This is a genomic window from Micrococcoides hystricis (assembly GCF_042434215.1).
GTDB lineage: Bacteria > Actinomycetota > Actinomycetes > Actinomycetales > Micrococcaceae > Micrococcoides > Micrococcoides hystricis.
Map to the genome: position 1 here is coordinate 250,217 of NZ_JBHLUB010000001.1, position 24,996 is coordinate 275,212.

Consider the following 24,996-nt stretch of genomic DNA (forward strand, 5'->3'; position numbering starts at 1 on the left):
CTCTAACACGGGAAAATAGCTTCTGACTAATCGACTCGCGGCAGTTACGGTTTCGCTGCCGTAGCGGAGTTTCTCAGCACTAGACTGGTGGAAGATCAGAAGCTAGCGCCTAGGAGAGGGCAACGCCGTTCATGGAGTTCGCAGAAGACGTCATCACGATCTGTCAGGATCTCATCCGGATTGATACCACTAACTTCGGCGATAACAAGGCCCGCGGTGAGCGCGAAGCCGCCGAATATTGTCAGGCGAAGCTGGCCGAAGTTGATGTTGAGTCCACGATCTACGAGTCCGAACCCGGCCGGGCCTCGCTGATTGCTCGCATTCCGGGTGCGGACCGGTCCTTGCCAGCCCTTATTCTGCACGGGCACCTAGACGTTGTGCCGGCCATCGCGGAAGACTGGTCAGTGGACCCGTTTGGTGGTGTCATCAAAGACGGCATGCTCTGGGGCCGGGGTGCGGTAGACATGAAGCACATGGATGCCATGATTCTGGCCGGCGTGCGCAGAATGATGCGCTCGGGTGTTCAGCCGAAGCGGGACTTGATCATCGCGTTCTTCGCTGACGAAGAGGCCGGCGGAACCTACGGGGCACAGTGGCTGGTATCCAACCATGCTGAGGTTTTTGAAGGCGCCGGTGAGGCGATCTCAGAGGTGGGAGGTTTCTCCACCTTCATCAACGGCAAACGTGTTTACTTGCTGCAAACCGCAGAAAAGGGGATGCAGTGGGTCGAGCTCAACGCCCGAGGTACTGCCGGCCATGGTTCCCAGATCAACACCGACAATCCGGTCACCACGCTGGCTTCGGCGATTAGCCGCATTGGCGAACACGAATGGCCGTACGAGTACACCAAAACTACGCGTGCGCTCCTAGAATCGGTGGCCGAGCTGACCGGACAAGAGTTCGATGAACAGCACCCGGAACCACTGCTGGAGGCACTGGGACATACCGCAAACTTCGTGACCGCGACACTGAAAAACACCTCAAATCCCACGGTGCTGGATGCCGGCTACAAGATGAACGTGATCCCGACGGCCGCTAAGGCGCTCGTTGACATCCGGGTGTTGCCGGATAACGAAGACCATGTCAACGAGATCCTGGCCGATCTGGCGGGGGAACAGGTTGCCATCAAGCATTTGCACACCGGTCCTGCACTGGAAGTGCCGTTTTCCGGGGACTTGGTGGAAGCGATGATCCACCATCTGCAGCAACACGATCCAGAGGCCGTGGTGTTCCCGTACATGCTCTCCGGAGGCACCGACAACAAGGCGCTCGCACGACTTGGTATTACCGGCTACGGTTTCACCCCGTTGCAGCTACCGGAAGGCTTTGATTTCACGGCGATGTTCCACGGGGTGGACGAACGCATTCCGTTGGATTCCCTCGTCTTTGGTGCTGAGGTCTTGTACGACCTCGCGATCAGCTACTAGTGCTGGAATACCAGCGCTGAATCTTCTAGTTGAAAGGAACTATGTTTACGATTTCTCCTGCACTTTCTGCTGCAGCCAAAGAACCAGTACATCAGCTACTCACCGATGAGCTTTTGGAGCGGATTCGGCAGCGTGCCTTGAGCGTTGATGAAACCAATGCTTTCCCGCACGAAGACTTCGATGAGTTGAAGGCCGCCGGTTACCTGAAAGTTTTGGCTCCGACCGACCTGGGTGGGCACGGCTGGGACTTCCAGCAGGTTGTGTACGCGCAGCGGCTGTTGGCCGGTGCCGCACCAGCGACAGCGTTGGCTATCAATATGCACTTGGTGTGGAACGGTGTGGCACGCCTGATGGCTCGGGCCGGAGTTACCGAATTCGAACGAGTGTTCACTGATTCCGTGGCCGGTAAGATTTACGCCTTTGGGATCTCCGAGCCTGGCAATGACGCGGTCCTGCTGGATTCCATGACCACGGCCACCCCGGACGGTGAAGGCAACTACACACTGGAGGGACTGAAGATTTTCACGTCTATGTCCCCGGTGTTTGACCGACTCGGTGTGTTCGGAAAAGACGAGTCCGCGGCTGATGCCGAAAAGCTTGTGTACGGCTTCATTGACCGTGACCAAGACGGTTGGTCCGCCGTTGAGAACTGGGACATGTTGGGTATGCGCGGCACCCAGTCTAAGGCGACCAAACTCGAAGGCATCAAGCTGCTGGCAGAAAACATCGTGCGGAAGATCCCCGTGGGCCCGTCACCGGATCCGCTCATCTTCTCGATCTTCGCCTCGTTCCTAACCCTTATCGCCGCCGTCTACACCGGGATCGGTGACCGTGCGGTCCAGCTGGCGGCTGAGGGACTGCAGCAGCGCAGTACCCGCGTCGGGGCCCAACTGCACGGCTACGAGAGCCAAGCGGAGGATCCTGTCATGCGTGACCGCATCGGTGCCCTGGGCATGGAGGCCGTCACACAAGATGCTTTAATGCAGCAGCTGGCGCAGACTTTGGATAACGCTGAAGCCGATCTTGGCCCTGCCTGGTTCCCGTTGTTTGTGACAGCTCGAACCAAAGCCACCGCTTATGCGCTGCACGCGGCTACTTCAGGGTTGGAGCTGGTCGGTGGAGCCAGCTTCCACCGCACCCACGAGCTGTCCCGAATTTATCGGGATGCCACCGCCGGGATTTACCATCCCTCCAGCAAGAAAGCTGCCCGGGCCACAGTCTCAGACTGGCTGCTGGGTTAGAGGCCCTTGGCCGCACCTGCGTTAGCGGGTTGCGACCACCTCAATGGCGCGCCGGCGCATCCAATACTTGCGCCGGCCGCCATAGAAAATCACGGTTCGTTGCAGTTCCCACTGGCCTAGCTCTGCGTGCTCGAGGAGTCGGGCACGGGCCTTAGGCAAAGAGTCGTGTGGGGCTACCGAGATCACCAAATATTCCCAACCCGAATCGAGTCGGTGTTCGGCCAATTCCGAGTCCTGCGGACCGGATAATGAAGATCTCACAAATTCACGCACATTTGTCCTTCCAACTGTGCACTTTTATATCATTCGCGGCTAGAGTCTATGTGTATGAGCTTAGATCCACACCGCGCACTTGAAGCGCTCGTCACGGCCCTTGAAGAACATCTTGCCGCGTCGCTCAACAAACGCGGTGATGAAGACAGCGCCCTCGATGTGACCTTCGAACGTGTCTCCACGGCCTTCGAAGAATACGAGGATGCACTCTACTCAGCGACCGGGGAAGTCACCCCACTGGATCTGTTCGATGATTCTGATGAGCTCTACGACGAGCTGACCGAGAACCTCGATGATGCAGATTCGGTGCCGACGCGCTACCTGCCCGATGACGACGATTATGATGAGGACGACCTCGACGAGGACGAGTCCACCGACCGTTGACCAAAATCCATCCCGGCATGATTTAGGCTGGGATGGTGAATTGGTTCGAAGTCATCATTTTAGGTCTGGTCCAGGGCCTCACTGAGTTTTTGCCGATCTCTTCCTCCGCCCACCTGCGGGTCGTGGGAGAACTGCTTCCGGGCGCCGCCGACCCAGGTGCGGCCTTCACCGCCATCACCCAGTTGGGCACCGAAACCGCGGTGTTGGTCTTCTTCTGGCGCGACATCGCCCGGATCACGGTGGCCTGGTTTGGCCAGTTCACGGGCAGAACCACCCGGAAACACCCGGATGTGAAAATGGGTTGGTTCATCATCTTAGGTTCCATCCCGATCGTGGTGTTGGGGCTCCTGCTAGAAACCTATATTGACTCCACCTTCCGGTCACTGTGGTTGGTGGCCACCATGCTGATTGTCTTCGGCATGCTGCTGGCGATCGCGGATGCCAACGCCAAACAGGTCCGCACCTTGCGCGAGCTCAACATCAAACATGGCCTGCTATACGGTTTCGCTCAAGCGTTGGCCCTCATCCCGGGTGTTTCACGCTCCGGAGGGACCATCACCGCAGGTCTGCTGATGGGGTACACCCGTGCCGCTGCCGCCCGCTACTCGTTCTTGCTGGCCATCCCTGCCGTGTTCGGATCCGGATTCTACAAGCTGGCCAAATCCTTCGGTGAACCAGCTGGCCCCTACGGGTTGGCCGAAACCTTCGTCGCCACTGCTGTGGGCTTCGTGGTGGCCTACCTGATCATCGGTTGGTTCCTGAAATACGTTTCCACCCGCAGCTACCGCCCATTCGTCTGGTACCGCATCGGCTTGGGTGTGACCATTTTCATCCTGTTGGGCACCGGAGTCATCAACGCCTAAACTAGGCGTGAGCGTTTCAAAGGAGCAACAACATCATGCAATCGTGGACTGTGCCGGAACCACCGAAGGTTCCCGCGGAGAAGCTACCGGTGCGCCTGTTCGACACCCAAACCGGAAAGCTTGAGAACGTCCAACTGGCAGAACATGCCTCGATGTACGTCTGTGGCATCACCCCGTACGATTCAACACACTTAGGTCACGCCAACACGTATGTGGCTTTCGACCTGTTGAACCGGCTGTGGCGTTCCATGGGGTTGAAGATCCGGTACACCCAAAACGTCACCGATATCGATGACCCGCTCTTGGAACGCGCCAACGCGACCGGTGTGGACTGGCAAGAGCTGGCCCAAAGCCAGATCGATCTATTCCACTCGGACATGGTCAATCTGAACGTGCTGGCCCCAGACCACTACCTAGGAGCGGTAGAGACCATCCCGTGGGTCGTTGAGGTGGTCACCGACCTGCTGAACATGGGTCTTGCCTACCGGGTCGAGGGAACCGACGGCGAACCTGATGGGGACATCTACTTCGACATTGCAGCCACCGAGAAAACCGGTGCATGGACGCTCGGGGAAATCAGCCAGCTCAGCCGCGATGAGATGGCAGAGATCTTCCCGCAACGTGGCGGCGATCCTCAGCGGCCGGGCAAGAAAGACCCACTGGATCCGCTCCTGTGGCGCGTGGCCAGAGACGGCGAACCGCAGTGGGAGGGCGGCGAACTGGGTGCTGGCCGGCCAGGCTGGCACATCGAATGCTCAGCCATTTCCCGGCAGACCCTGCCGGCACCGTTCACCGTACAAGGTGGTGGCTCCGACCTAGCGTTCCCGCACCACGAATTCTCCGCGGCCCACGCCATGGGCCAAACCAACACAGCGCTGGCGGATCATTTTGTCCACGCCGGGATGGTGGGGCTGGACGGAGAGAAGATGTCCAAGTCTCTGGGCAACTTGATCTTCGTTTCCAAACTCACCGAAGCCGGCCACGAGCCGGCAGCGATTCGCACCCTGTTACTGGATCAGCACTACCGAAACGACTGGTCCTACACGGATGAGCTGCTCACGGCAGCCGAGCAACGACTGGCTCGGTGGCGCCAAGCCCTGCCGGGGGAGAAGAACGGGGACGGGGCGGTCTTGTTGCACCAATTGCGGACCGCACTAGCCGATGATCTGAACGCCCCGGCAGCACTGCGGGCTATCGATCAGTGGGCCGACGTCGCCGCAGAGCGCGACCCAGCAAACATCGAAGAAATCACTGACGGGGTCCGGGTTGCCGATGCGGTCAACGCGCTGACCGGCATCGTCCTGAGCTAAGACTGATCGGAATCGGTGCCGCTGCCGCCTTGGCGGCGGCGCAGATACCGTTCGAACTCTTGGGCGATAATGTCCCCGCTGCTTTCGGCAACCGTGTCCGTGTCCGCAGCGTGTTCGAGCTCAGCCACGTAGGCGGCGAGATCTTCGTCCTCTTCCATTAGCTTGGCCACCCCACGCATCCACGCATTCGAATCCTCTTCAACCTCGTGGGTGTCAAAGTGCAGACCCAGTTGCTGTTCAAGCCTGCGCAATAGCGACAACGTGGCTTTCGGGACCGGTGGTTGCGAGACATAAGCGGGCACCTGCGCCCACATCGACAGCGTCGGTAGACCGGCTTGGCTGGCGGTGTACGCCAAAATGCCGGTGATTCCGGTGGGGCCTTCGTAGTCAGACTCGGTGGCCCCCACACCAGCGCGCAACTGCGCGTCCTCACTGGTGATGGTCGCCGGGGTCGCCCGGGTATGCGGGACTTCGGCCAGTGCGGCCCCCAGAACGATGAGTCCTTTCACGTTGTGATCGGCCGCAACCGTGAGGACGTCGGCACAGAACTCACGCCAGCGGAAGTTAGGTTCCTGACCGGTGGCCAACAGCAGCTGCCAGTCTTGTCCGTCGGCCGCCGTGAATTTTGCTAAATAAAAGTCTGTTTGCGGCCAAACATGCACGAGCCGACCGTTGCGGCGCATCGCCACCGGCCGCACGAACTGGTAGTCGTAATAGTCCTTGTCCTTAATCCGGGTGCGCAAAGTAGCTTCCATGGCGAACACCAGCCCATTCAGGGCGGAGGTAGCCGCCTCGCCGGCGTCATTCCAGCCTTCGAAGGCCGCCACCATAATGGTCGGGAGTTTCTGTTCGTCCTCACCTTCAGGTTGGACCTGATTCACGTACTCCAAAAAGCTCTTCAGCGGCTGCTGCTCTGCCATATGTGTCCCCTTTCCAACGGACAAGGCCGTGGTTCCTCACTCTACCCACTACACTGAGGGCCATGGCAAGCAGCTTACGATTTGAACTTCCGCACGCCGTTTTCTGGGACATGGATGGCACCCTGATTGACACCGAACCTTATTGGTTCGCTGCCGAAAAACGACTCGTTGCGGCCCATGGTGGCACCTGGAGTGACGAAGACTGTCTAGCCCTTGTCGGTCTCCATTTACCGGCCGGTGCTAAGAAGTTGCAGGCGGCAGGGGTCAAGCTCAGCATCGAAGAAACCGTGAACGCTTTGGTGACAGACGTGGCTGAACAGACCATGGAGAATCTCATCGTCCGTGCTGGTGCGCTGGAACTACTGCAGGCCTGCGCGGCAGCCAACATCCCGCAAGCGTTGGTAACCATGAGCGAAGATCCGCTGGTCAGCTCCGTGGTGCAGGCCCTCGAGCACCGCGCTGGCACAAAACTCTTCGATGTCATCGTGACCGGAGATCTCGTCACAGCAGGTAAACCGGACCCGGAAGCCTATGAACTTGCCCACCGCCGACTCCAAGACGAAACCGGGCGCACCTTAGATCCTAGAAGTTGCCTCGTTATCGAAGACTCCCCGATCGGCGTTGGCGCTGGGGAAAACTCCGGGATGGTCACCATCGCGGTGCCGCACACCTTGCCGATCGCTCCCACCGGCCGTCACATCCGCTGGGAGAGCTTGGCCGGGCGGAGCCTTGAAGACCTAGCCGGGGCGATCCGCCAAGCCAACACGTCGCTGACCCACCCACACTGACTGGGCCGGGGCTCAAGCTAAACTAGTAAGCATATGAGAAGCGCAGCACCTGCAGCCGGCTCCCGCAATCGAATCCAAGTTGGACGATTCGGGCCCGTGCCCATTTACCTCAACATGTCTTGGTTCCTCTTCGGGGCCGTCATCGTCATGTTGTTTAGTCCCGACCTGAACCTGTTGTTCCCGGAACTAACCATGATCGGTGCCTACGTGTTTGCGTTGATCGCGGCACTGTTTTTCGCACTGTCAGTGCTCGTCCACGAACTGGGCCACGTAGCCGCTGCGCGTGCTTTCAAGACTCCCGTCGTAGAAGTCGAACTTAACCTCTTGGGTGGCTTTACTCGCTACCCACGCGGGGTGTTATCTGCCGGCCAAGAAGCAGCCATGGCCGCAGCCGGACCCTTGGCCAGTGCCGCAACCTCAGCCATCTTCTTTGCCCTTGCCGGCCTCGGCCACGGACCCATCTTTTACATCTTCCTCATGTTGGGCCGAGTTAACCTGTTGCTGACCATCTTTAACCTACTTCCAGCCTCGTCGCTGGATGGGGGCAAGATCGTTGAATCGCTGCTGTTCAAACTCACCGGCAAACAACGCCCAGGACTGATCGTCACCACGATTGCAAGCGCCGCGCTGATCGCGGTGGGCCTCGCCCTCCTCTTCCTGACGGAGGCAGGACAGGCCGTGCTGAACCAGCCGCTGATCGTGCTGATGTACGCGGCCGTGGGCGGGTTCCTCATCATGAACTTGATCCGCAGCTGGCGCAGGTTGACCTTCCTGGAAAAGCTGGCGCCACTGGCCGTCGACCAACTCAGTGAACCAGCCCCTCGCCAAGTCCTCGATGTTCCGGTGGGCACGTACCCGGCCGTCCCGTTCAACGCCGAACCGGACGAAGTGCTCAGCACCGCGATCCGAACCCGCTCGCCTTACCTGACCGTAATCGACAGCCACAATGACGTTGTAGCCGTGATCCGCTACGAAACCATCGTCAGCGCAATCGAGAACAACCCAGACCTGCTGCATTTGCTACGAAAGGACCGTACCTGACGGTGACCGACTCCTCAGACCTGACATCCCCGACCGGAGCGGCACACCGACGCGGTCCCTTGCGAGCTGGCCAACGTGTCCAGCTGACCGACGAGCGTGGCCGCATGGCGACCATCACCTTGGTTGAAGGCGGCGAATACCACTCTCACCAGGGCGTACTGTTCCACGACGAGATCATCGGCCAACCGGATGCGGTCGTCGTCCACAACTCGGCCGGGCACCCCTACCAAATCCTGCGGCCGCTGCTGAAGGATTTCGTCCTCTCCATGCCGCGCGGCGCCACCGTGGTCTACCCCAAGGACGCCGGCCAAATCATCACCATGGCCGATATCTTCCCCGGGGCAAGCGTGGTCGAAGCAGGTGTCGGCTCCGGTGCGCTGAGCATTTCACTGCTGCGTGCAATCGGGGACCATGGTTACCTGGCCTCCTACGAACGCAGGGAAGACTTCGCCACTATTGCACAAGCCAACGTGGAGACCTTTTTCGGTAAAGAGCACCCGGCCTGGAGCGTGCACATCGGTGACTTCCAAGACACTGTCACCTCGGTCGAGGCTCCCGGCAGTGTCGACCGAGTGGTCCTTGACATGTTGGCGCCGTGGGAATGCATCGACGCGGTGGCCACCGTGATGGCTCCCGGCGGGGTCTGGATCAACTACGTCACCACGGTCCCGCAGCTGTCCAAGCTCGTTGAGGCGGTCCGTGCAGATGGCCGATTCACCGAGCCAGAATCCTTTGAATCGATGGTGCGCGGTTGGCATGTACAAGGTTTGGCGGTACGTCCGGACCACCGTATGGTGGCACACACCGGTTTCTTGATGACATGCCGGCGCCTAGCAGATGCCCAGCAACCACTAGAACTCAAACGACGTAACAAAGAAGCGGAGTTCTCCGCCGAAGACATTGAAGCGTGGACCCCGGCAAAGGATGAAGACTGGAGCGAACAGGCCCAGAACATCCCACCGGTTTCGGAGAGAAAAGTCCGCCGCTCCACCAGAGATTCCGCAGCGGCCCGCAAGGCGGCCGCTCATGCCCAAGACAGCATCGAACGGGGCGAATCTGGTAAACCTGAGACTGAACAGAAAAGCTAAGCCCAAGGTGATTGAACGTGACTGACACAAACGCAGAGTTGCTCGCACTGCAGAACCAAACAAAGAATCTGCGCGAATCCAACCGTCAACTCAACCACCAGCTGCAGGTTGCAGGTCGTAACAACAAGCGTCTGGCTGAGCTGCTGGAAACCACTCGTGAGCAGATCGTGACCTTCCGCCAAGCTCTAGAACGAGACGGGGATCTGCCTTTCAACTACGCCACCGTGCTTGAGTACATTCCCGCACAGGAACAGACCGACTCGGACACCATGATTGCCGCGGCACGTGCCGAAAGCGTCGAGGTGCTGTACAACGGCCGCAAGATGCGGGTCTCGATCTCGCCCCTGCTGGACCCAAGCAAACTGCAAACAGGCCAAGAAGTCCTGCTCAACGAAGCCCTCGTGATCGTCGGAATGCTGGACTTTGAGTCCTCCGGCGAAGTCGTGCGCATCACCGAAGTGCTCAACGATTCTCGGGTGCTGATCAGCACCCTGGCCGGCGAAGAACGGATCGTCAACCTATCCCAGCCGCTGCGCAAGGCCCGGCTGCGTGTCGGGGACGCCATCCGGTTGGACCCGCGTTCCGGCTACGGCGTCGAACAAGTCGCGTTGACCGAAGTGCAAGACGTCGTGCTGGAAGAAGTCCCCGACATCTCCTACGAAGACATCGGCGGTCTGGCCGACCAGATCGAACACATCCGCGATGCAGTGGAACTGCCTTTCCACCACCCGCAGCTATACCGCGAACACGGCCTTAAAGCCCCCAAGGGCATCCTGCTATACGGTCCTCCTGGAAACGGTAAGACCCTCATCGCTAAGGCAGTCGCCCGCTCCCTGGCCGATCGCGCCGCAGCAGACCAAGGCCGCAGCTTCTTCCTCAACATCAAGGGCCCGGAGTTGCTGAACAAGTACGTTGGCGAAACCGAACGTCACATTCGGGTGATCTTCGCCCGGGCCCGGGAGAAAGCCTCTGAGGGCTACCCGGTTGTCGTGTTCTTCGATGAAATGGATTCACTCTTCCGCACCCGCGGCACCGGCGTGTCCTCAGACGTGGAAAACACCATCGTGCCCCAGCTGTTGGCTGAAATTGACGGGGTGGAGAAGCTCGAAAACGTGATCGTTATCGGCGCCTCCAACCGTGAAGACATGATCGACCCGGCAATCCTGCGTCCTGGCCGACTCGATGTGAAGATTCGTGTGCAACGCCCAGATGCCGATGCGGCGCGTGACATTTTCGCCAAGCACCTCACCGTGGACCTGCCACTGAACGGGGCAGAGCTGGCCGAGCACGATGCCGACCGGGAAAAGATGGTCTCCGCCATGATCGATGCCGCTGTCAAACGCATGTATCAGCGCAATCGGGAGACCGAGTTCGTCGAACTGCTCTACGCCGATGGGACCCGGGGCAAACTCTACTACGCTGATTTCGTCTCCGGAGCTGTCATCGCCAATATCGTGGACCGGGCCAAGAAATTTGCCATCAAGGATTTCTTGGCGGGGGACCAGCAGTTGGCGCACCGGGGCATCACGACGGCTCACTTGCTCCAAGCGGTAAACGAAGAGTTCCGGGAGCAAGAAGACTTGCCGAACACCTCGAATCCGGATGAGTGGGCTCGACTTTCTGGGCACGCCACCAAACAGGTCGTCGGTCTGAACATGCTCGATCACAGCCGCTGGGAGTAATGATCGTAATGACGTCTTTTGATCCGAACTCTGTCGAGTTTCAGGCACTGTCAGTCGCCGAGCAATTGCGTATCCGACCTTTGATCGGGTTGGAAACCGAGTACGGTGTCCACGCGCCGGCCAATCCCACGGCGAACCACTCGGTACTTTCCATGGACCTCGTCAACGCCTACGCCGCCCGGATGCTGGCGGAAGGGTCGGCTGTCGCCGGCACCGAGTGGGACTATGGCGAGGAGTCCCCGCTGGTTGATGCCCGGGGCTGGACGATGCCCCGCTCCGCCGCGCACCCCTCACAGCTGACAGATGAGCCACTGGGCCCGGAACAGGTCGCGGCCGAAGCGATTGCTGCCGAACGGGCGGCCGGCCGCTGGGAAGATGTGCCCACGCACCAGTTGATGAACTTGGTGCTTACCAACGGTGCTCGTTTCTACGTGGATCACGCGCACCCGGAATACTCTTCACCAGAAACCAGCACGTACCGCGCTGCGGTGCTTTACGACCAAGCCGGTGAGATTGTGTTGCGCCGCGCCACCGAGTACCTTGCACGGGAACAAGGCGCCCAGATCCGGTTGTACAAAAACAACACGGACAACAAAGGCGTTTCCTACGGCGCCCACGAGAACTACTTGGTCAGTCGAGAAGTGGACTTCGATGCGCTGGCAGCAGCACTGCTGCCGTTCTTCACCTCACGGCAGGTCATCTGTGGTGCCGGCCGGGCCGGGGTCGGTATCGGCACGGTGGAGCCACGATTCCAAATCTCCCAGCGCGCCGACTTCTTTGAAGAACAAGTCGGGCTGGAAACAACCATTCGCCGGCCCATCGTTAACACCCGGGATGAACCGCACGCATGGGGCGAGAAGTACCGTCGCCTCCACGTCATTATTGGTGATGCGAACCTCTCCCAATACAGCACCTGGTTGCGGGTCGGGATCACGGATCTGGTGCTGGGGATGATCAGCTCCGGGTGGCAACCATCCTTCGCGCTGCTGAATCCGGTCTCCGCATTGCAAATCATCAGCCATGACCCCACCTTGGAAGCCACCGTTCATTGCACGGACCGCGTGGCGCGAACCGGTCTGCAAATTCTGGAGTACTACCTGCAACAGGCGCAGGCGTTCTGGCAGGAACAAACACTGCCGGATCACCGCCGGGCCGAAGTGGATGAAATGCTCCAAGCGTGGCAGGAGATTCTCACCGACCTGAGCACGGATATCTTCTCCACCGCTGACCGTCTGGACTGGGTCGCGAAATACCAGCTAATCCGTCAGGTCGCCCAACGCCACAACGTCGGTCTGGATGACCCCAAGATCGCCATGCTGGACCTGCAATACACGGACATCGATCCGACCCGTGGCTTGTACTACAAACTGGTGGCCGCCGGACGCATGCGCACCCTTGTCGACGCCGCAGAAATTGAAGCGGCCGCCGATCAGCCACCGCAGGACACACGCGCCTACCTGCGTGGCCAAGCCATTAAACACTTCTCCCACCTGGTGGCGGGAGTCAGCTGGGAAACACTGCTGCTGCGCAGCAATACGGACCAGCGAATCCACCGAATCCTCTTGTCCGAACCGTTCGCAGGCTCCGCGACTGAAGCGGCGGAGCTCTTTAGCGGTAACGTGGAAGATGATGAGTTTATCCGGCGCGCCCTCAACTTTGGCGCCGGTCGCAGGAAAGGGGCCGATCGATGAGCCAACAACCACAGGTCAACCCACAACGTTCCACCTCCGCGCCAACGGAGCAGGAGCAGACACAGCACTCGAGCGCACCGGTGACCGACACCGCCGGCGTCGACGATCTGTTAGATGAAATCGACTCGGTACTTGAAACCAACGCGGAAGAATTCGTCAAAGGCTTCGTCCAAAAGGGCGGGCAGTAAGTGGATCTGAACATCCACACCACGCTGAACTCGTTCAGCGAATACCTCCGCGCCGAGCACCCACAGCTGCTACCGGTACCGCCGGAGACTACCAGCCCGGAACTGGCCGCAGTGCCGCACGCCACCACCATCGTGGGGCTGCGTTACGACGGCGGCGTTCTCATGGCTGGGGACCGCCGCGCCACCGCCGGACACCACATTGCCTCCCGGCACATTGAGAAAGTCTTCCCCGCTGATGCTTACTCCACGATCGGGATCGCCGGGGCCGCCGGACTCGCGGTGGATATGGCTCGCCTGTTCCAAATCGAGTTGGAACACTACGAGAAAATCGAAGGGACCACCCTTTCACTCAACGGCAAAGCCAACCGACTCGCCGGGTTGATCCGCTCAAATCTGCCGCTGGCGCTCCAAGGCCTGGCCGTCGTGCCACTCTTTGCAGGGTTCGAACCGCACGTGGGCACCGGGCGCATCTTCTCCTTTGACGTCACCGGTGGACGCTACGAGGAACAAGAACATCACAGCATCGGTTCCGGGGCAGCCTACGCCCGCGGTGCCTTGAAGAAGCTCTGGGAACCGACCCTGGACCGGACCGAAGCCATCACCGTGGCGCTCGAAGCCCTATTCGACGCCGCCGACGATGACGCCGCCACCGGGGGACTGGACGCTGTGCGCCAGCTGTGGCCGGTCGTGTACACCATCGGAGCATCCGGTGCCGCACGGGTTGAAGAAGACGAGCTGACCGGTCTAGCCCAAGACGTATTGACCCGACGCTCAGCACGAGCCCGAGAAGCCTGAGAGGAGCGGACACTTCTATGACAATGCCCTTCTACGTCTCTCCAGAACAACTGATCAAGGACCGGGCCGACTTTGCGCGTAAAGGTATCAGCCGTGGACGAGCCGTTATCGTTCTCAGCTGCGCCGAAGGCATCGCGTTCGTCGCCGACAATCCCTCCGATTCGCTCCGCAAAATCGGGGAGATCCACGACCGCATTGGTTTTGCCGCAGTCGGCAAATACAACGAGTTCGAAGCGCTGCGCCAAGCCGGCGTCCGCTGGGCCGATGTGCGCGCGTACGCCTACGACCGCACAGACGTGACGGGCCGTGGACTTGCCAGCATCTACGCCTCCTTGATGGCCTCCGGATTCACCGCGGAAGCCAAACCCTTCGAGGTCGAGCTTGCGGTGGCCGAAGTTGGACCGAACGCAGCAGAAGACCGGATTTTCCGGCTCGGCTTCGACGGTTCCATCATGGACGAAGAAACCATGGTGGTCATGGGCGGGAACCAGGAGAACATCCACGCCGCCCTCGCCGAGCAGTCGACCCCGCAGAGCTTTTCCGACGCCATCCGGGCCGCCCATCACGCTCTGGGACAACCTGCCTCGATCGAGGTGGCCGTGCTGAAACGCCCCGCCGGTGAACAAGCCCGGCATGTCGGCTACCACCGCTGCTTTACCCGCTACACGGCTGAACAGATCAGCACCATTGTGAAGGACCGTTCATGAAGCGTCGCGTCTATGGCGTCGAAACCGAATTCGGGATCAACTACCACAACCCGGATGCCAAGCCACTGACCCCGGAAGAGGTCGCCCGCTACCTGTTCAAACCGGTGGTGCGCTGGGGACGCAGCTCAAATGTGTTCATCCCGAACGGCGCCCGACTGTATCTCGACGTGGGCTCCCACCCGGAGTACGCCACCGCCGAGTGCGACAACTTGCTGGACCTGATCGCCCAAGACAAGGCAGGGGAGTGGATCTTCTCCAAACTTGTCGCGCAGGCTCAACAGGCCATGGCCGAAGACGGTTTCCACGGACGCGTCTTCTTGCTCAAAAACAACACGGACTCCAAGGGCAACTCGTTTGGTTCCCACGAGAACTACCTCATTCCTCGCAAGACCGAGTATCGTCGACTGACCGAGATCCTGATCCCGTTTCTGGTGACCCGCCAATTCTTGGCCGGAGCTGGACGCGTTGTTCCCGCCACCGAGGAACAGCCTGCCCACTTCAGCTTCTCGCAGCGGGCGGACTTCGTCTTGGACGCCGTTTCTTCGGCCACCACCCGCTCCCGACCCATCATCAACACCCGTGACGAACCTCATGCTGATGCGTCATTGCACCGCAGACTGCACGTCATCGTCGGGGACTCGAACATGTCCGAAACCACGCAATTGCTGCGCTTCGGTTCAACCGAGATCATCTTGAGGATGATCGAAGAAGGGGTCATTTTCGGGGACAAACGCATCGCCAACCCCATCCGCGCGATTCAAGAACTCTCCCATGACATGACCGGGCAGACGCTGATCCAACTGGCAACCGGTGAGACCATCAGCGGGTTGGACTTGCAGGAGTTCTTTCTGGAAAAAGCCAAGAGCTTCATCGCCAAGGAAGGGCCACACCACGAACACGTCGAACCGGTATTGGAGCTGTGGGAAAAGGTCCTCACCGCCGTGCGGAGTGAAGACTACAGTTCCATTGAGACTGACATCGATTGGGCGATCAAGCACAAACTCTTGGTGGCCTATCAGGAAAAACACGGTTTAGACTGGGCGGACCCTCGGATTCGTCAGCTAGATTTTACCTACCATGACATCGATCCTGCCCGCGGCCTGTTCAATGTGCTGCAAGCCCGCGGCCAAGCCACCAGGGTGTTGACCGACTCGGACATCGGGCACGCCATGGAGCACGCACCGGCAACCACCCGGGCCGCACTGCGTGGTCGGTTCGTCAATGAAACCCACGCCCGCGGCGAAGACATCAACGTTGACTGGGTTCACATGCGTGCCAACAACAAACCCATCGAACTGGTGCTGGTCAAAGATCCGTTCCAAACGGAAAGCGAAAAGATGGATCGATTGATTGAGCTACTAGGTGAACCAGACCCGGATTACCAGCATCCGGACTGGCTCCGAGCATAATAAGAAGAATTCTGTACCCAATCCAAGGAGTATGTGAGCCACGGTGCCACAACCAGCAAAACGACGCCCCACCGCCCTGATCACCAGTGCTGTCCTCGCGGCAAGCCTGCTGCTGGCCGGTTGTGGCGCGGACGCTAACGAACATGCCACCAACCCGGACCAGCTAGAAGCCGTCTCCGTTCATGAAGAAGAAAACAAGATGACGGTCGAGCTGGATCAAGAAATCGATTCCGGGGATACGGCCACCCGTGTCATCGAGGCCGGTGACGGTGAAGATGTGAACGACGGTGACCTGCTGGTCGTCAAGACCGTGGTGGCTGACGCCAAGACAGGCGAGATGCTCGCCGGAGACGTCCCCAGCTCACAGCTGATGAAGGTCACCAAGGATGATGCCCAGGGTCTGACCGAAGAGATCTACAACTTGGTGGAAAACTCCAAGCTGGGCAGCACCTTAGCCGTCCATGTGCCCTCCCAACAGACGGGCGGACAGGGAGGACAGCTGCTGATCGTGAAACTGGAGAAGAAGACCCCAACCAAGATTGAGGGCGAGGTCAAACCGATGCCGGAAGGCCTGCCGGAGATCACCGAAAAGGACAACGGTGAACCGGAAATCGCCAAGCCGACTGGAGACGCTCCGAAAGAAACCGTTGCTGAGATCCGCAAAGAAGGCGACGGCCGCGAAATCGCCAAGGACGACGCCGTGTTGGTTAATTACAAGGGCATCAAGTGGTCCGACGGTGAAGTGTTCGACTCCTCGTGGGAACGCGGTGCCCCCGTTCCGTTTGGGCTAAGCCAAGTCGTCAAGGGCTGGAGTGAGGGCCTCACCGGAGTCAAGGAAGGCTCCCAGGTTGTTCTCGTGGTCCCACCTAAGGACGGTTACGGTGACAGCAAGGGACACGAACTTGAAAAAGAAACTCTCGTCTTTGTTGTCGATATCCTGCATTCAGAACCACTGCAGCAGCCTCAACAGCCACCGCAGCCGGAACCAGAACAGTAAACAACAGCCCGGAACATAAGGAGATCAGCACTATGTCATTCGGACAACGAAACTTTGACCGTGAACGCCCAGAAATCGAGTTCCCTGGCGAAACACCTCCAGAAGAACTCGTCATCGAGGACATCATTGAAGGAACCGGACGCGAAGTCCAGGCTGGCGACACCATCTCCTGCCACTACGTGGGCGTGTCTTGGTCCACCGGTGAAGAATTTGATGCTTCCTGGAACCGTGGCCAACCACTGGACTTCACCGCTGGCATCGGCCAGGTCATTCAGGGCTGGGATCAGGGTCTGCTCGGCATGAAGGTCGGCGGCCGTCGCAAACTCATCATCCCGCCGCAGATGGGCTACGGTGCCGCTGGCGCAGGCGCTGCCATCGGACCGAACGAGACACTGATCTTCGTGGTCGACCTGCTGGCTGTCCGCTAAAACACTAGGCGATCGACGTGGCCAAGATCCCCACAACCGAACGACTCATTTCGTTGGTGGTCCTGCTGGTCGAAACCCGCAAGGGTCTGACCAAGGCACAGATCTTCGAGAAGATCGAAACCTACCGGGACGCCAACAGCCCTGATGCGCGCGAAAAAATGTTTGACCGTGACAAGGCGGTCCTGCGCAGCGTCGGCATTCCTTTGCAGTTGCAAGAGAATGAAGCGTTCGGTGGGGGAGTCGAGTCCCGCTACGTCATCGACCAAGCCAGTTTCACACTGGAGGAGCTCTCCTTCACCCAAGAAGAAGCAGCAGCCCTAGCTGCCGTCCGCGACTTCTGGGGTGGGGGAGACTTCTCGGATGCTGCCAAGCGCGCCTTGGGCCGCCTCGACACGGCAGCCTCCCAACAGGTCCTCACGGATCAAGTCGCTGGCACTACGTTTCAATTCACGGACGCGCTGACCGACGAGGCGTCGTTTGCCGAAATCACCGAAGCAATCAGCCAGCGCCGCAGCATCAGCTTCAACTATCGCGCAGCCGACGGCTCAGCAGCAGAACGAACCATCGCACCGTGGGCGCTCATCCAGCGTTCCGGAGCCTGGTACGTCACCGGACACGACCATGACCGCGGCGAACGTCGAAACTTCAAACTCACCCGGATCCTGCGCAATGCAGACCACGAAACCTCCGTGCGCGAAGTCGACCGGGAGTATGTCGGCACCGAGATTCCTCTGGCCGAGCTAGCAGCCGGGGTAGCCCCCGTGCAACGCTACCCGGACATCACGTTGTTCACCCCGGCGGCAGAACAAGACCATGTCCTTGGCCGGCTGTTCGGGGAAGACGTCGAGCCACAGGGCGGCAAAATTGTGATCCACAATCCGGACGAAGCCGTGTTGTGGAATCTGCTCACCGACCACGATCTGCAGATCCGGTTCGCGCCGGCTGATCATCCGGTCCTAGACGCGTTCACCGAGCGACTACAACGACTCTTGACCGCCCAGGAAGACGCGGTCGCAAAGTACACCCCACACGTCGATGAACTAACCCCGCTGAAAGCCCAGCGTCAACGCCTCTCCGCCGCCGATGAGATGCGGTTGATCTTTGACATCATTGCCTACACCGTGGCCAACGACGGGGCCACTCACGCGGAGCTGCAACAACGCTTCGGGCTCACTCCGAAGGCGCTGCGCACCCGACTCGAGAAACTACCGTTATACGGGTTGCCACAAGGTGGACCGGATGAACTTTTTGAACTCAATGATGACGGTCAAGCCATTTCGGTCTCGCAAGTGGACGCTGTCGCCAAACCGCTGTCGCTGGCACCAGTGGAGGCCATCTCGACGCTGCTGGGCCTACAAAGCCTTGCCAAACTCCGCCGTGACATCGCACCCGCAGCGATGGGCGCCTACGAGAAGATTCGGCAGGCCTTGGCCGCTCGTTCGCTTGATCGTCTCGCCGAGTTCATCTGGTGGGATCACTCTGGGGTGAGTGCCGCGGCAAGTCAACTTGAAGCGATCAACCAAGCGATAGACACCGGCAGGAAAATCCGGCTGAACTACCGAACCGACACCGCCGGGCGGGAAGTCACACCGGTACAGGTCAGACAGTTCCTCGCTGATGTCTACCTGCTGGGCTGGTGCCACCGGGCGGACGCCCCACGAGTGTTCAAACTCTCGCGCTGTCACCGCCTAGAGCTGTCCGACCACGGCACCCTCACGGACCACCAGCACCAAGCCGTCGTGGAGCAGGACATTTTCGCAGCACCGGCCGGAAGCGAGCAGCTCACGCTGTTCGCCGACTACCAAATCGCCGACCACATGCCTGCCATGAACCCAACCCACGAGTTGGCACTTGGGGAAGGGGATCAGCTCCTACGCGTGCCCCGCGTCAGCGACGACTTCCTGACCCAATCGGTACTGGCAAACGCGCCAAAAATGCTGATCATCGAACCAGCTGACTTGGTCGCCAAGGTCAAACAGCAGATCAACGATCGGCTAGAATTGATCACAGACGAAAGGGCATAACGAACTCATGGGCTTGCAAGGCTACCAGTGGATCATCATCCTCGTAATCATCCTGCTCCTCTTCGGAGCACCGAAGCTGCCAGCATTGGCACGCAGCTTGGGCCAATCCATGCGCATCTTCAAATCTGAAGTGAAACAGATGGGCAAAGACGAGGACAAAAAAGATCCCAACGCCAAGGATGACAACAACCAGAACAAGGTTGTCGAGGGCCGGGTCCTAGACGCTGATGACACCACGTCAACGCGTAAAAACGACCCCACCGTTTCCTAACCAAAACCTTCTGACCGAAAGCCGCTAATACCCACTGACAATGGCCCGAGCCAAGAAACCGCGTAGACGGGACAACCCCGAAGCCCAGATGCGCCTTGGCGCGCACCTGAGGGAACTACGCAACCGTTTTTTCATCGCCCTGATCTTCATCGTGCTCGGCGCCGTCGGTGGGTTCTTCCTCTACCAACCCCTCACCTCGTTGCTCTTCGAGCCGGTCTTGTCGGTAGGGGAGATCTCCCCGGATAAACGTGTCGAAATTGTCTACGACAGCGTCGGCATGCCCTTAGAGATGATGATCCGGGTTTCGCTGTTCTTCGGCCTGGTGATCTCGGCACCATTCTGGCTCTACCAAGTCTGGGCCTTCGTGGTGCCCGCCTTACGCAAGAAGGAAAAGCGTTACACGCTCGGGTTCCTAGCTGCCGCCGTGCCGTTGTTTCTTGGTGGCATCGCTCTGGGCTACTGGATCCTGCCGCAAGCGGTCCGCATGTTCCTGACGTTCAACCCACCGGATACCTCGAACCTCATCAACGCGAACTTCTATATGACGTTCGTGTTGAACCTGCTGCTGGCCTTCGGCATCGCGATGATCCTACCGGTGGTGCTTGTGGGGTTGAACATGATGGGGATTCTCAGCGCCAAACAGATCATCAAACACTGGCGGATCACGGTGTTTTTGATCGCGCTCATCTCCGCGCTGGCCGCACCCGGTAGTGACATCTTCACCATGTTCTACTTGGCGATCCCACTGGTTCTCCTGTTTGCTATTGCCACCGGACTCGCCGCGTTGAACGATCGACGCCGCGCCAAACGACTCGCCGCCATGGTCGGGCAGGAGGACGATCTGGAACAGGCTACCCCGTTAGAGGAATTACCCTAGCCAGCCTCGTCTCATCGTTTAGGGTAGAGATATGAGCTCGCCCGCTGAACGGTACGCCGCCGCAAAAGAACGAAGCCGCCTCGCTAACACCGAATTTGGCCGCTTCCGGGCACAACTTACCTTCGATCTGGACCCCTTCCAAGAAGAAGCTTGCCAGGAACTGGAAGCCGGCAACGGTGTGCTTGTGGCAGCCCCGACCGGTGCCGGGAAAACTATTGTGGGTGAGTTCGCCATACATTTGGCGCAAGCCCGCGGGACCAAAGCTTTCTACACCACGCCTATCAAGGCCCTGTCCAACCAGAAGTACACCGACCTGGTCCACCGCTACGGTGAAGAAAAAGTAGGCCTGCTCACCGGGGACACCTCCATCAACTCGGAGGCGGACATTGTTGTCATGACCACCGAGGTCCTGCGCAACATGCTGTACGCGCATTCATCCACGCTGACCAACCTCGGATTCGTCGTGATGGATGAGGTGCACTACCTCGCCGACCGGTTCCGTGGTGCCGTCTGGGAAGAAGTGATCATCCACCTTCCCGAATCGGTCCAACTCGTCTCGCTCTCAGCCACCGTTTCTAACGCCGAAGAATTTGGTGCCTGGCTCGACACCGTCCGCGGCGCAACCTCTGTCATCGTCTCTGAACACCGGCCGGTTCCCCTCTGGCAGTACATGATGGTCGGCAATCGATTGCTGGACCTGTTCGTCAGCGACGAGAAGCACAACACCAAAATCAACCCGGAACTCTTGCGGCTCGTTGAGGTAGCCGATCGGCGCGAACAGCGTGCCGACTGGGGCAAAACCCGTTCCGCACACGCCCGCTACCGCAACTCCGGCACCCACCAGGGCCGGCGACGGGACCGGCACCGTGGTCGCGGAGGACGGCGTGGCCGCGGTGGACGCCAAGACTCGTTTGAGCTCGACACGGAGCAAAACCAACAACGCCGCCCACGGCCGCAACGATTGTCCCGACCTTCCGTGATTCGCTCACTGACCCGGGCGAATCTGCTCCCCGCCATCTTCTTCATTTTCTCTCGGGCCGCCTGTGACGATGCGGTCTACCAGTGTGTCCAAGCCGGAATCTCGCTCACCGACAAGACGGAACAAGCCGTCATTGCGGCACGCGTGGACCAACTGGCGGACATGCTGCCTCCCGAAGACCTAGACGTGTTGGGTTTCTGGAATTTTCGCAAAGCTGCCATCGCCGGCATCTGCGCCCACCACGCCGGATTGCTCCCCATCTTCAAAGAGGCCATAGAGGAACTTTTTGCCGCCGGCATGCTCAAACTGGTTTTCGCCACTGAGACCCTAGCCCTGGGGATTAATATGCCCGCCCGGACCGTGGTCTTGGAGAAACTCCAGAAGTTCAACGGGATCACCCACGTGAATCTGACGGCAGGGGAGTACACCCAGCTGACTGGTCGTGCCGGTCGCCGCGGCATCGATGTTGAAGGACACGCCGTGGTCATTCACCGGCCCGGTGTGAACCCGAAAGACGTCGCCGGGTTGGCTTCAAAGCGGACCTACCCGCTGAACTCGTCCTTCGCGCCGACCTACAACATGTCCATCAACCTGTTGGCCCAGTATGGTCGCGAGCGTGCCCGGGGCATCCTCGAGTCCTCCTTTGCCCAGTTCCAAGCCGACCGCTCCGTGGTCGGGCTGGCACAAAAGGTCCGACAACAGCAGAAGTCATTGGCTGGATACGAGAAAGCGTTCACCTGCCACTTGGGCGATTTCCGCGAGTATGCGCGTCTGCGCCGAGAGCTCTCGACGGCAGAGAAAAACTATTCGCGGAGCCGGTCCAAGGACCGTTTCCACTCCATCACCACCTCGCTGCACGATCTTCAGGTCGGAGACATCTTCACCGTAGCCGGGAAGAAGCGACTCGGCACGGTGGTGGTTCTGAGCCGTGCCCACTCACTCACGGACCCACGTGTTGCCGTGCTGAATGAGCAAGCTCAGCTTCGCACCATTTCGGCACATGATTTGAAGGAACCGGTCGAGCTGCGCAGCCGGGTGAAAGTCCACCGTGAATTCAACGCCAACGCCCCCAAGCAGCGCCGCCTCCTTGCCAATGAAGTACGTCACGCCATGGAGACCGGGGTGGAACCGCGTCCCCAGAACCGGCCAGAGAACTTTACCTACTCCGAAGACCCGCTTGCCCAGCAGATCCAAAACCTGAAACAGCAACTGGAAGAACACCCCTGTCACCAGTGTCCGGACCGGGAAGACCACGCCAGATGGGCGGCTCGCTGGTCCAAACTCGATGAACAGGCAGAAGAGCTCCGGAAACAGATTTCCGGCCGTACCGGCACCATCGCTAAACGCTTTGACCAGTACTGCGCCCTGCTGACCGATTATGGTTACGTGTTGGCCGAAACCGATACGACAACCTCATCGAGGACCGATCTGGTCACAGAACGAGGCCAACTACTGCGGAAAATCTACGGTGAGAAAGACATGCTCACCACCGAGTTGATCCACCACGGCAGCCTCAACCACCTCAACCCACGGGAGCTAGCCGCCTTCGTATCGGCGCTGGTCTACGAGGCCAAACGTGAAGAACCGGACTATCACTACTCCATGCCGTCGGAAGCCATCCAAGAATCGGTGCTGGACGCCCAGCAGATCTGGGACCAGCTCCGCCGAGCCGAACGGCAGCACGGACTACCCACCACAACAGAACCGGATATCGGGTTGATCTGGCCGGTCTACAAATGGTCCGGAGGAAAATCACTCAAAGAGTGCCTGCGCGGAACCGAACTATCCGCCGGCGACTTTGTGCGCTGGATCCGCCAATGCATTGACGTTTTGGAACAGATTGCCAAAGCCACACAGCAGACCGAGATCCGGGATCACTGCCACGCAGCCATTGACTCTATCCGCCACGGAGTAGTCGACTACATCGGAGCGGACATCGTAGAAAACCACGAAGACACAGAAGAAGAAATCACCGAGGATGCATCAACAAGACCAGATAGCCCTCTACCGTAACGGGATCATCCACTCGACAGCGGACCCATACGCGTCCGCCATGCTCGTGGAAAATGGGCACGTCGCGTGGGTTGGTGGCGAAGAGGCCGCCAGCTCATTAGCGGATTCTCAGATGAGGGTCATCGACCTAGAAGGCGGCTTCATCGCGCCCAGCTTCGTCGACTCGCACGTCCATCTAACCGAAACGGGACTGGGCGTCGAACAAGTCGACCTATCGACCGCAGCCAGCGCCCAAGACATGCTGGCCAAAGTCGCCGCCTGGGCTGACGCGCGACCGGACGCGGAACTGATTTTGGGCCGCAGCTGGGATCACAGCTGGTGGCAAGACATCACCTTGCCCACGGCTCAAGAGCTCTCCAATGCCGCCGGCGGACGTGTGGTCGTGCTCGACCGTGTTGACCTCCACTCCGGCCTATTTAGTTCGGCTGCCCTACAGGCTGCCGGCATCGACAGTGACGAAGCCTGGCATGCCGAAGACGATTACACCGCAATCCGGGCGGCTGTGCTGAACTTCGACGCCAAAAAACGGGAGTACTTCCAGCGCCAAGCCATCCGCCAGTTCCACGCCAATGGTTACACGGCAGCTGCACAAATGGGCACGGACTTTGGCGGAGGGGACACGGATTACACGGCTTTTGCTGCGTTGGTCAACGACTCCGAACTTGGCTTCGACCTCTACGGTTACAAAGGGCATCTGATCACGGAGGAAGACCAGATCAGCTCGTTGCAGCAGCAGTGGGGTAGTGCCCTGACCGGGATCGGTGGGGACCTGTGCATCGACGGTTCCATTGGATCTGGAACGGCGTTGCTGCGGGACCCGTACGCCGTCTCAGATCAAGGACCGCAGAACCGCGGTGAGCAATTGCTCACCGAAACTGAGCTGGAGACCCATCTGCGGTTGTGCACCAGTGCCGGGGTCCAAACAGCGTTCCACGTCATCGGCGATGGGGCACTTGAAGTGCTGTTGAACACGCTCGAGAAGGTGGAGAAGGCGACGGGCTTACCCGCAATCCAACGCTGCGCACACCGGATTGAGCATCTGGAGATGGCCACCGGCGAAGACATCAAACGGATCGCACGTTTTGGCTTGGTCGCTTCCATGCAACCACTGTTCGATCACTACTGGGCCGCAGACATGTACGAGTTGCGCCTCGGCGCAGAACGGGCCAGCCTGATGAACCCGGTAGGGCAGCTGTTGGCAGAAGGCGTTCTAGTGGCCTTCGGCTCGGACACACCAGTGACCCATATCAATGGATGGGATTCGATTGCCGCAGCCATGAATCTGCGCAACACAAATGCGCAGATTTCTGCCCGCGCCGGTTTCAAGGCCCACACCATGTCCGGATACCGGGCTGTAGGGGAGAGCAGGCCCATGGCCGGGATGCTCGTTCCCGGTGCCCGCGCCGACTTCGCGATTTGGGATGCCGACGAACTCACGGTCCAGTCCAGTGCATCCCGGGCCGCGGCGTGGAGTACCGATGTGCGCTCCCGCACCCCGTTATTGCCGGTCTTGGAAAAAGAAGGCACTCGGCCCAAATTGCGTGAAACATTTCATGCTGGCCGCCGTGTCTATCAAGCCTGACAAGCTCTGGCCGGTGCA

The 24,996-nt window shown here is 59.5% G+C and carries 23 protein-coding genes; 21 read left to right on the forward strand and 2 right to left on the reverse strand.

Going from position 1 to position 24,996, the window contains the following annotated elements:
- The first annotated feature begins 131 nt into the window (after positions 1-131).
- Together ACFFFR_RS01135 and ACFFFR_RS01140 are read left to right on the forward strand one after the other, a co-directional pair.
- The gene (locus tag ACFFFR_RS01135; RefSeq protein ID WP_377457467.1) at positions 132-1,427 is read left to right on the forward strand and encodes a M20/M25/M40 family metallo-hydrolase; all 1,296 of its coding nucleotides are present in this window, start codon (positions 132-134) and stop codon (positions 1,425-1,427) included.
- Positions 1,428-1,468: 41 nt separating this feature from the next.
- Positions 1,469-2,668 carry an acyl-CoA dehydrogenase family protein gene (locus tag ACFFFR_RS01140; RefSeq protein WP_377457469.1) on the forward strand — a complete coding sequence of 400 codons (1,200 nt, stop codon included), beginning with the start codon at positions 1,469-1,471 and terminating at the stop codon, positions 2,666-2,668.
- A gap of 21 nt (positions 2,669-2,689) precedes the next feature.
- Here the strand turns inward: ACFFFR_RS01140 and ACFFFR_RS01145 are convergent, their stop codons facing one another.
- Positions 2,690-2,929 carry a DUF5703 family protein gene (locus tag ACFFFR_RS01145; RefSeq protein ID WP_377457471.1) on the reverse strand — a complete coding sequence of 80 codons (240 nt, stop codon included), beginning with the start codon at positions 2,927-2,929 and terminating at the stop codon, positions 2,690-2,692.
- A gap of 66 nt (positions 2,930-2,995) precedes the next feature.
- Between ACFFFR_RS01145 and ACFFFR_RS01150 the strand changes: the two genes are divergently transcribed.
- The 3 genes from ACFFFR_RS01150 to mshC are packed head-to-tail and all read left to right on the forward strand — an operon-like array spanning position 2,996 to position 5,498.
- A complete protein-coding gene (locus ACFFFR_RS01150) occupies positions 2,996-3,325 on the forward strand; it encodes a hypothetical protein (protein WP_377457472.1) in 330 nt (109 codons plus the stop codon).
- A 35-nt stretch (positions 3,326-3,360) separates the two neighbouring features.
- The gene (locus tag ACFFFR_RS01155; RefSeq protein ID WP_377457865.1) at positions 3,361-4,188 is read left to right on the forward strand and encodes an undecaprenyl-diphosphate phosphatase; all 828 of its coding nucleotides are present in this window, start codon (positions 3,361-3,363) and stop codon (positions 4,186-4,188) included.
- Positions 4,189-4,223: 35 nt separating this feature from the next.
- Complete coding sequence (gene mshC, locus ACFFFR_RS01160; protein WP_377457474.1) at positions 4,224-5,498, forward strand: cysteine--1-D-myo-inosityl 2-amino-2-deoxy-alpha-D-glucopyranoside ligase; 1,275 nt, start codon at positions 4,224-4,226, stop codon at positions 5,496-5,498.
- On the opposite strand, the gene ACFFFR_RS01165 is transcribed toward mshC, so the two are convergent.
- Positions 5,495-6,418 carry a PAC2 family protein gene (locus ACFFFR_RS01165; protein WP_377457475.1) on the reverse strand — a complete coding sequence of 308 codons (924 nt, stop codon included), beginning with the start codon at positions 6,416-6,418 and terminating at the stop codon, positions 5,495-5,497. The two genes, mshC and ACFFFR_RS01165, sit on opposite strands and share 4 nt — an antisense overlap.
- A gap of 62 nt (positions 6,419-6,480) precedes the next feature.
- Between ACFFFR_RS01165 and ACFFFR_RS01170 the strand changes: the two genes are divergently transcribed.
- From ACFFFR_RS01170 to ACFFFR_RS01245, 16 genes are all read left to right on the forward strand, one after another.
- Positions 6,481-7,206, forward strand: a complete 726-nt coding sequence (locus ACFFFR_RS01170; protein ID WP_377457477.1) for an HAD family hydrolase — start codon at positions 6,481-6,483, stop codon at positions 7,204-7,206.
- Between the two features lie 33 nt (positions 7,207-7,239).
- Entirely contained in the window at positions 7,240-8,247 is a 1,008-nt protein-coding gene (locus ACFFFR_RS01175; protein ID WP_377457479.1) for a site-2 protease family protein, read from the forward strand.
- Between the two features lie 2 nt (positions 8,248-8,249).
- Positions 8,250-9,335: a tRNA (adenine-N1)-methyltransferase gene (locus tag ACFFFR_RS01180; protein ID WP_377457480.1), complete on the forward strand. Its 1,086-nt coding sequence runs from the start codon at positions 8,250-8,252 to the stop codon at positions 9,333-9,335.
- Positions 9,336-9,403: 68 nt separating this feature from the next.
- On the forward strand, positions 9,404-11,017 hold the full coding sequence (arc, locus tag ACFFFR_RS01185) for a proteasome ATPase (RefSeq protein ID WP_446686089.1): 1,614 nt from the start codon (positions 9,404-9,406) through the stop codon (positions 11,015-11,017).
- Positions 11,018-11,025: 8 nt separating this feature from the next.
- The gene (gene dop, locus ACFFFR_RS01190; RefSeq protein WP_377457484.1) at positions 11,026-12,708 is read left to right on the forward strand and encodes a depupylase/deamidase Dop; all 1,683 of its coding nucleotides are present in this window, start codon (positions 11,026-11,028) and stop codon (positions 12,706-12,708) included.
- Entirely contained in the window at positions 12,705-12,896 is a 192-nt protein-coding gene (locus tag ACFFFR_RS01195) for a ubiquitin-like protein Pup (RefSeq protein ID WP_377457486.1), read from the forward strand. Before dop ends, ACFFFR_RS01195 begins: the two co-directional genes overlap by 4 nt.
- Positions 12,897-13,691 (forward strand): proteasome subunit beta, encoded by a 795-nt coding sequence (prcB, locus tag ACFFFR_RS01200; protein ID WP_377457488.1) that lies wholly within the window; start codon positions 12,897-12,899, stop codon positions 13,689-13,691.
- A 17-nt stretch (positions 13,692-13,708) separates the two neighbouring features.
- The gene (prcA, locus tag ACFFFR_RS01205; RefSeq protein ID WP_377457490.1) at positions 13,709-14,398 is read left to right on the forward strand and encodes a proteasome subunit alpha; all 690 of its coding nucleotides are present in this window, start codon (positions 13,709-13,711) and stop codon (positions 14,396-14,398) included.
- Entirely contained in the window at positions 14,395-15,807 is a 1,413-nt protein-coding gene (gene pafA / locus ACFFFR_RS01210; protein WP_377457492.1) for a Pup--protein ligase, read from the forward strand. The genes prcA and pafA overlap by 4 nt, the downstream gene beginning before the upstream one ends.
- Before the next feature lie 43 nt (positions 15,808-15,850).
- Complete coding sequence (locus ACFFFR_RS01215) at positions 15,851-16,804, forward strand: FKBP-type peptidyl-prolyl cis-trans isomerase (protein WP_377457493.1); 954 nt, start codon at positions 15,851-15,853, stop codon at positions 16,802-16,804.
- Positions 16,805-16,836: 32 nt separating this feature from the next.
- The gene (locus tag ACFFFR_RS01220; protein ID WP_377457495.1) at positions 16,837-17,232 is read left to right on the forward strand and encodes an FKBP-type peptidyl-prolyl cis-trans isomerase; all 396 of its coding nucleotides are present in this window, start codon (positions 16,837-16,839) and stop codon (positions 17,230-17,232) included.
- A 17-nt stretch (positions 17,233-17,249) separates the two neighbouring features.
- Complete coding sequence (locus ACFFFR_RS01225; protein WP_377457497.1) at positions 17,250-19,256, forward strand: helix-turn-helix transcriptional regulator; 2,007 nt, start codon at positions 17,250-17,252, stop codon at positions 19,254-19,256.
- Positions 19,257-19,263: 7 nt separating this feature from the next.
- Complete coding sequence (gene tatA, locus ACFFFR_RS01230; RefSeq protein ID WP_377457499.1) at positions 19,264-19,527, forward strand: Sec-independent protein translocase subunit TatA; 264 nt, start codon at positions 19,264-19,266, stop codon at positions 19,525-19,527.
- A 40-nt stretch (positions 19,528-19,567) separates the two neighbouring features.
- Entirely contained in the window at positions 19,568-20,404 is an 837-nt protein-coding gene (tatC, locus tag ACFFFR_RS01235; RefSeq protein WP_377457501.1) for a twin-arginine translocase subunit TatC, read from the forward strand.
- 31 nt (positions 20,405-20,435) lie between these two features.
- Positions 20,436-23,396: a DEAD/DEAH box helicase gene (locus tag ACFFFR_RS01240; protein ID WP_377457503.1), complete on the forward strand. Its 2,961-nt coding sequence runs from the start codon at positions 20,436-20,438 to the stop codon at positions 23,394-23,396.
- Complete coding sequence (locus tag ACFFFR_RS01245) at positions 23,362-24,978, forward strand: amidohydrolase (protein WP_377457505.1); 1,617 nt, start codon at positions 23,362-23,364, stop codon at positions 24,976-24,978. The genes ACFFFR_RS01240 and ACFFFR_RS01245 overlap by 35 nt, the downstream gene beginning before the upstream one ends.
- The last annotated feature ends 18 nt before the right edge of the window (positions 24,979-24,996 follow it).

Bases quoted from the DNA above. Each gene is read 5' to 3' on its own strand.
- ACFFFR_RS01135 (WP_377457467.1), top strand. From the start codon at position 132: ATGGAGTTCGCAGAAGACGTCATCACGATCTGTCAGGATCTCATCCGG.
- ACFFFR_RS01140 (WP_377457469.1), top strand. From the start codon at position 1,469: ATGTTTACGATTTCTCCTGCACTTTCTGCTGCAGCCAAAGAACCAGTA.
- ACFFFR_RS01150 (WP_377457472.1), top strand. From the start codon at position 2,996: ATGAGCTTAGATCCACACCGCGCACTTGAAGCGCTCGTCACGGCCCTT.
- mshC (WP_377457474.1), top strand. From the start codon at position 4,224: ATGCAATCGTGGACTGTGCCGGAACCACCGAAGGTTCCCGCGGAGAAG.
- ACFFFR_RS01165 (WP_377457475.1), bottom strand. From the start codon at position 6,418: ATGGCAGAGCAGCAGCCGCTGAAGAGCTTTTTGGAGTACGTGAATCAG.
- ACFFFR_RS01170 (WP_377457477.1), top strand. From the start codon at position 6,481: ATGGCAAGCAGCTTACGATTTGAACTTCCGCACGCCGTTTTCTGGGAC.
- ACFFFR_RS01175 (WP_377457479.1), top strand. From the start codon at position 7,240: ATGAGAAGCGCAGCACCTGCAGCCGGCTCCCGCAATCGAATCCAAGTT.
- dop (WP_377457484.1), top strand. From the start codon at position 11,026: ATGACGTCTTTTGATCCGAACTCTGTCGAGTTTCAGGCACTGTCAGTC.
- ACFFFR_RS01195 (WP_377457486.1), top strand. From the start codon at position 12,705: ATGAGCCAACAACCACAGGTCAACCCACAACGTTCCACCTCCGCGCCA.
- prcA (WP_377457490.1), top strand. From the start codon at position 13,709: ATGACAATGCCCTTCTACGTCTCTCCAGAACAACTGATCAAGGACCGG.
- pafA (WP_377457492.1), top strand. From the start codon at position 14,395: ATGAAGCGTCGCGTCTATGGCGTCGAAACCGAATTCGGGATCAACTAC.
- ACFFFR_RS01220 (WP_377457495.1), top strand. From the start codon at position 16,837: ATGTCATTCGGACAACGAAACTTTGACCGTGAACGCCCAGAAATCGAG.
- tatA (WP_377457499.1), top strand. From the start codon at position 19,264: ATGGGCTTGCAAGGCTACCAGTGGATCATCATCCTCGTAATCATCCTG.
- tatC (WP_377457501.1), top strand. From the start codon at position 19,568: ATGGCCCGAGCCAAGAAACCGCGTAGACGGGACAACCCCGAAGCCCAG.
- ACFFFR_RS01240 (WP_377457503.1), top strand. From the start codon at position 20,436: ATGAGCTCGCCCGCTGAACGGTACGCCGCCGCAAAAGAACGAAGCCGC.
- ACFFFR_RS01245 (WP_377457505.1), top strand. From the start codon at position 23,362: ATGCATCAACAAGACCAGATAGCCCTCTACCGTAACGGGATCATCCAC.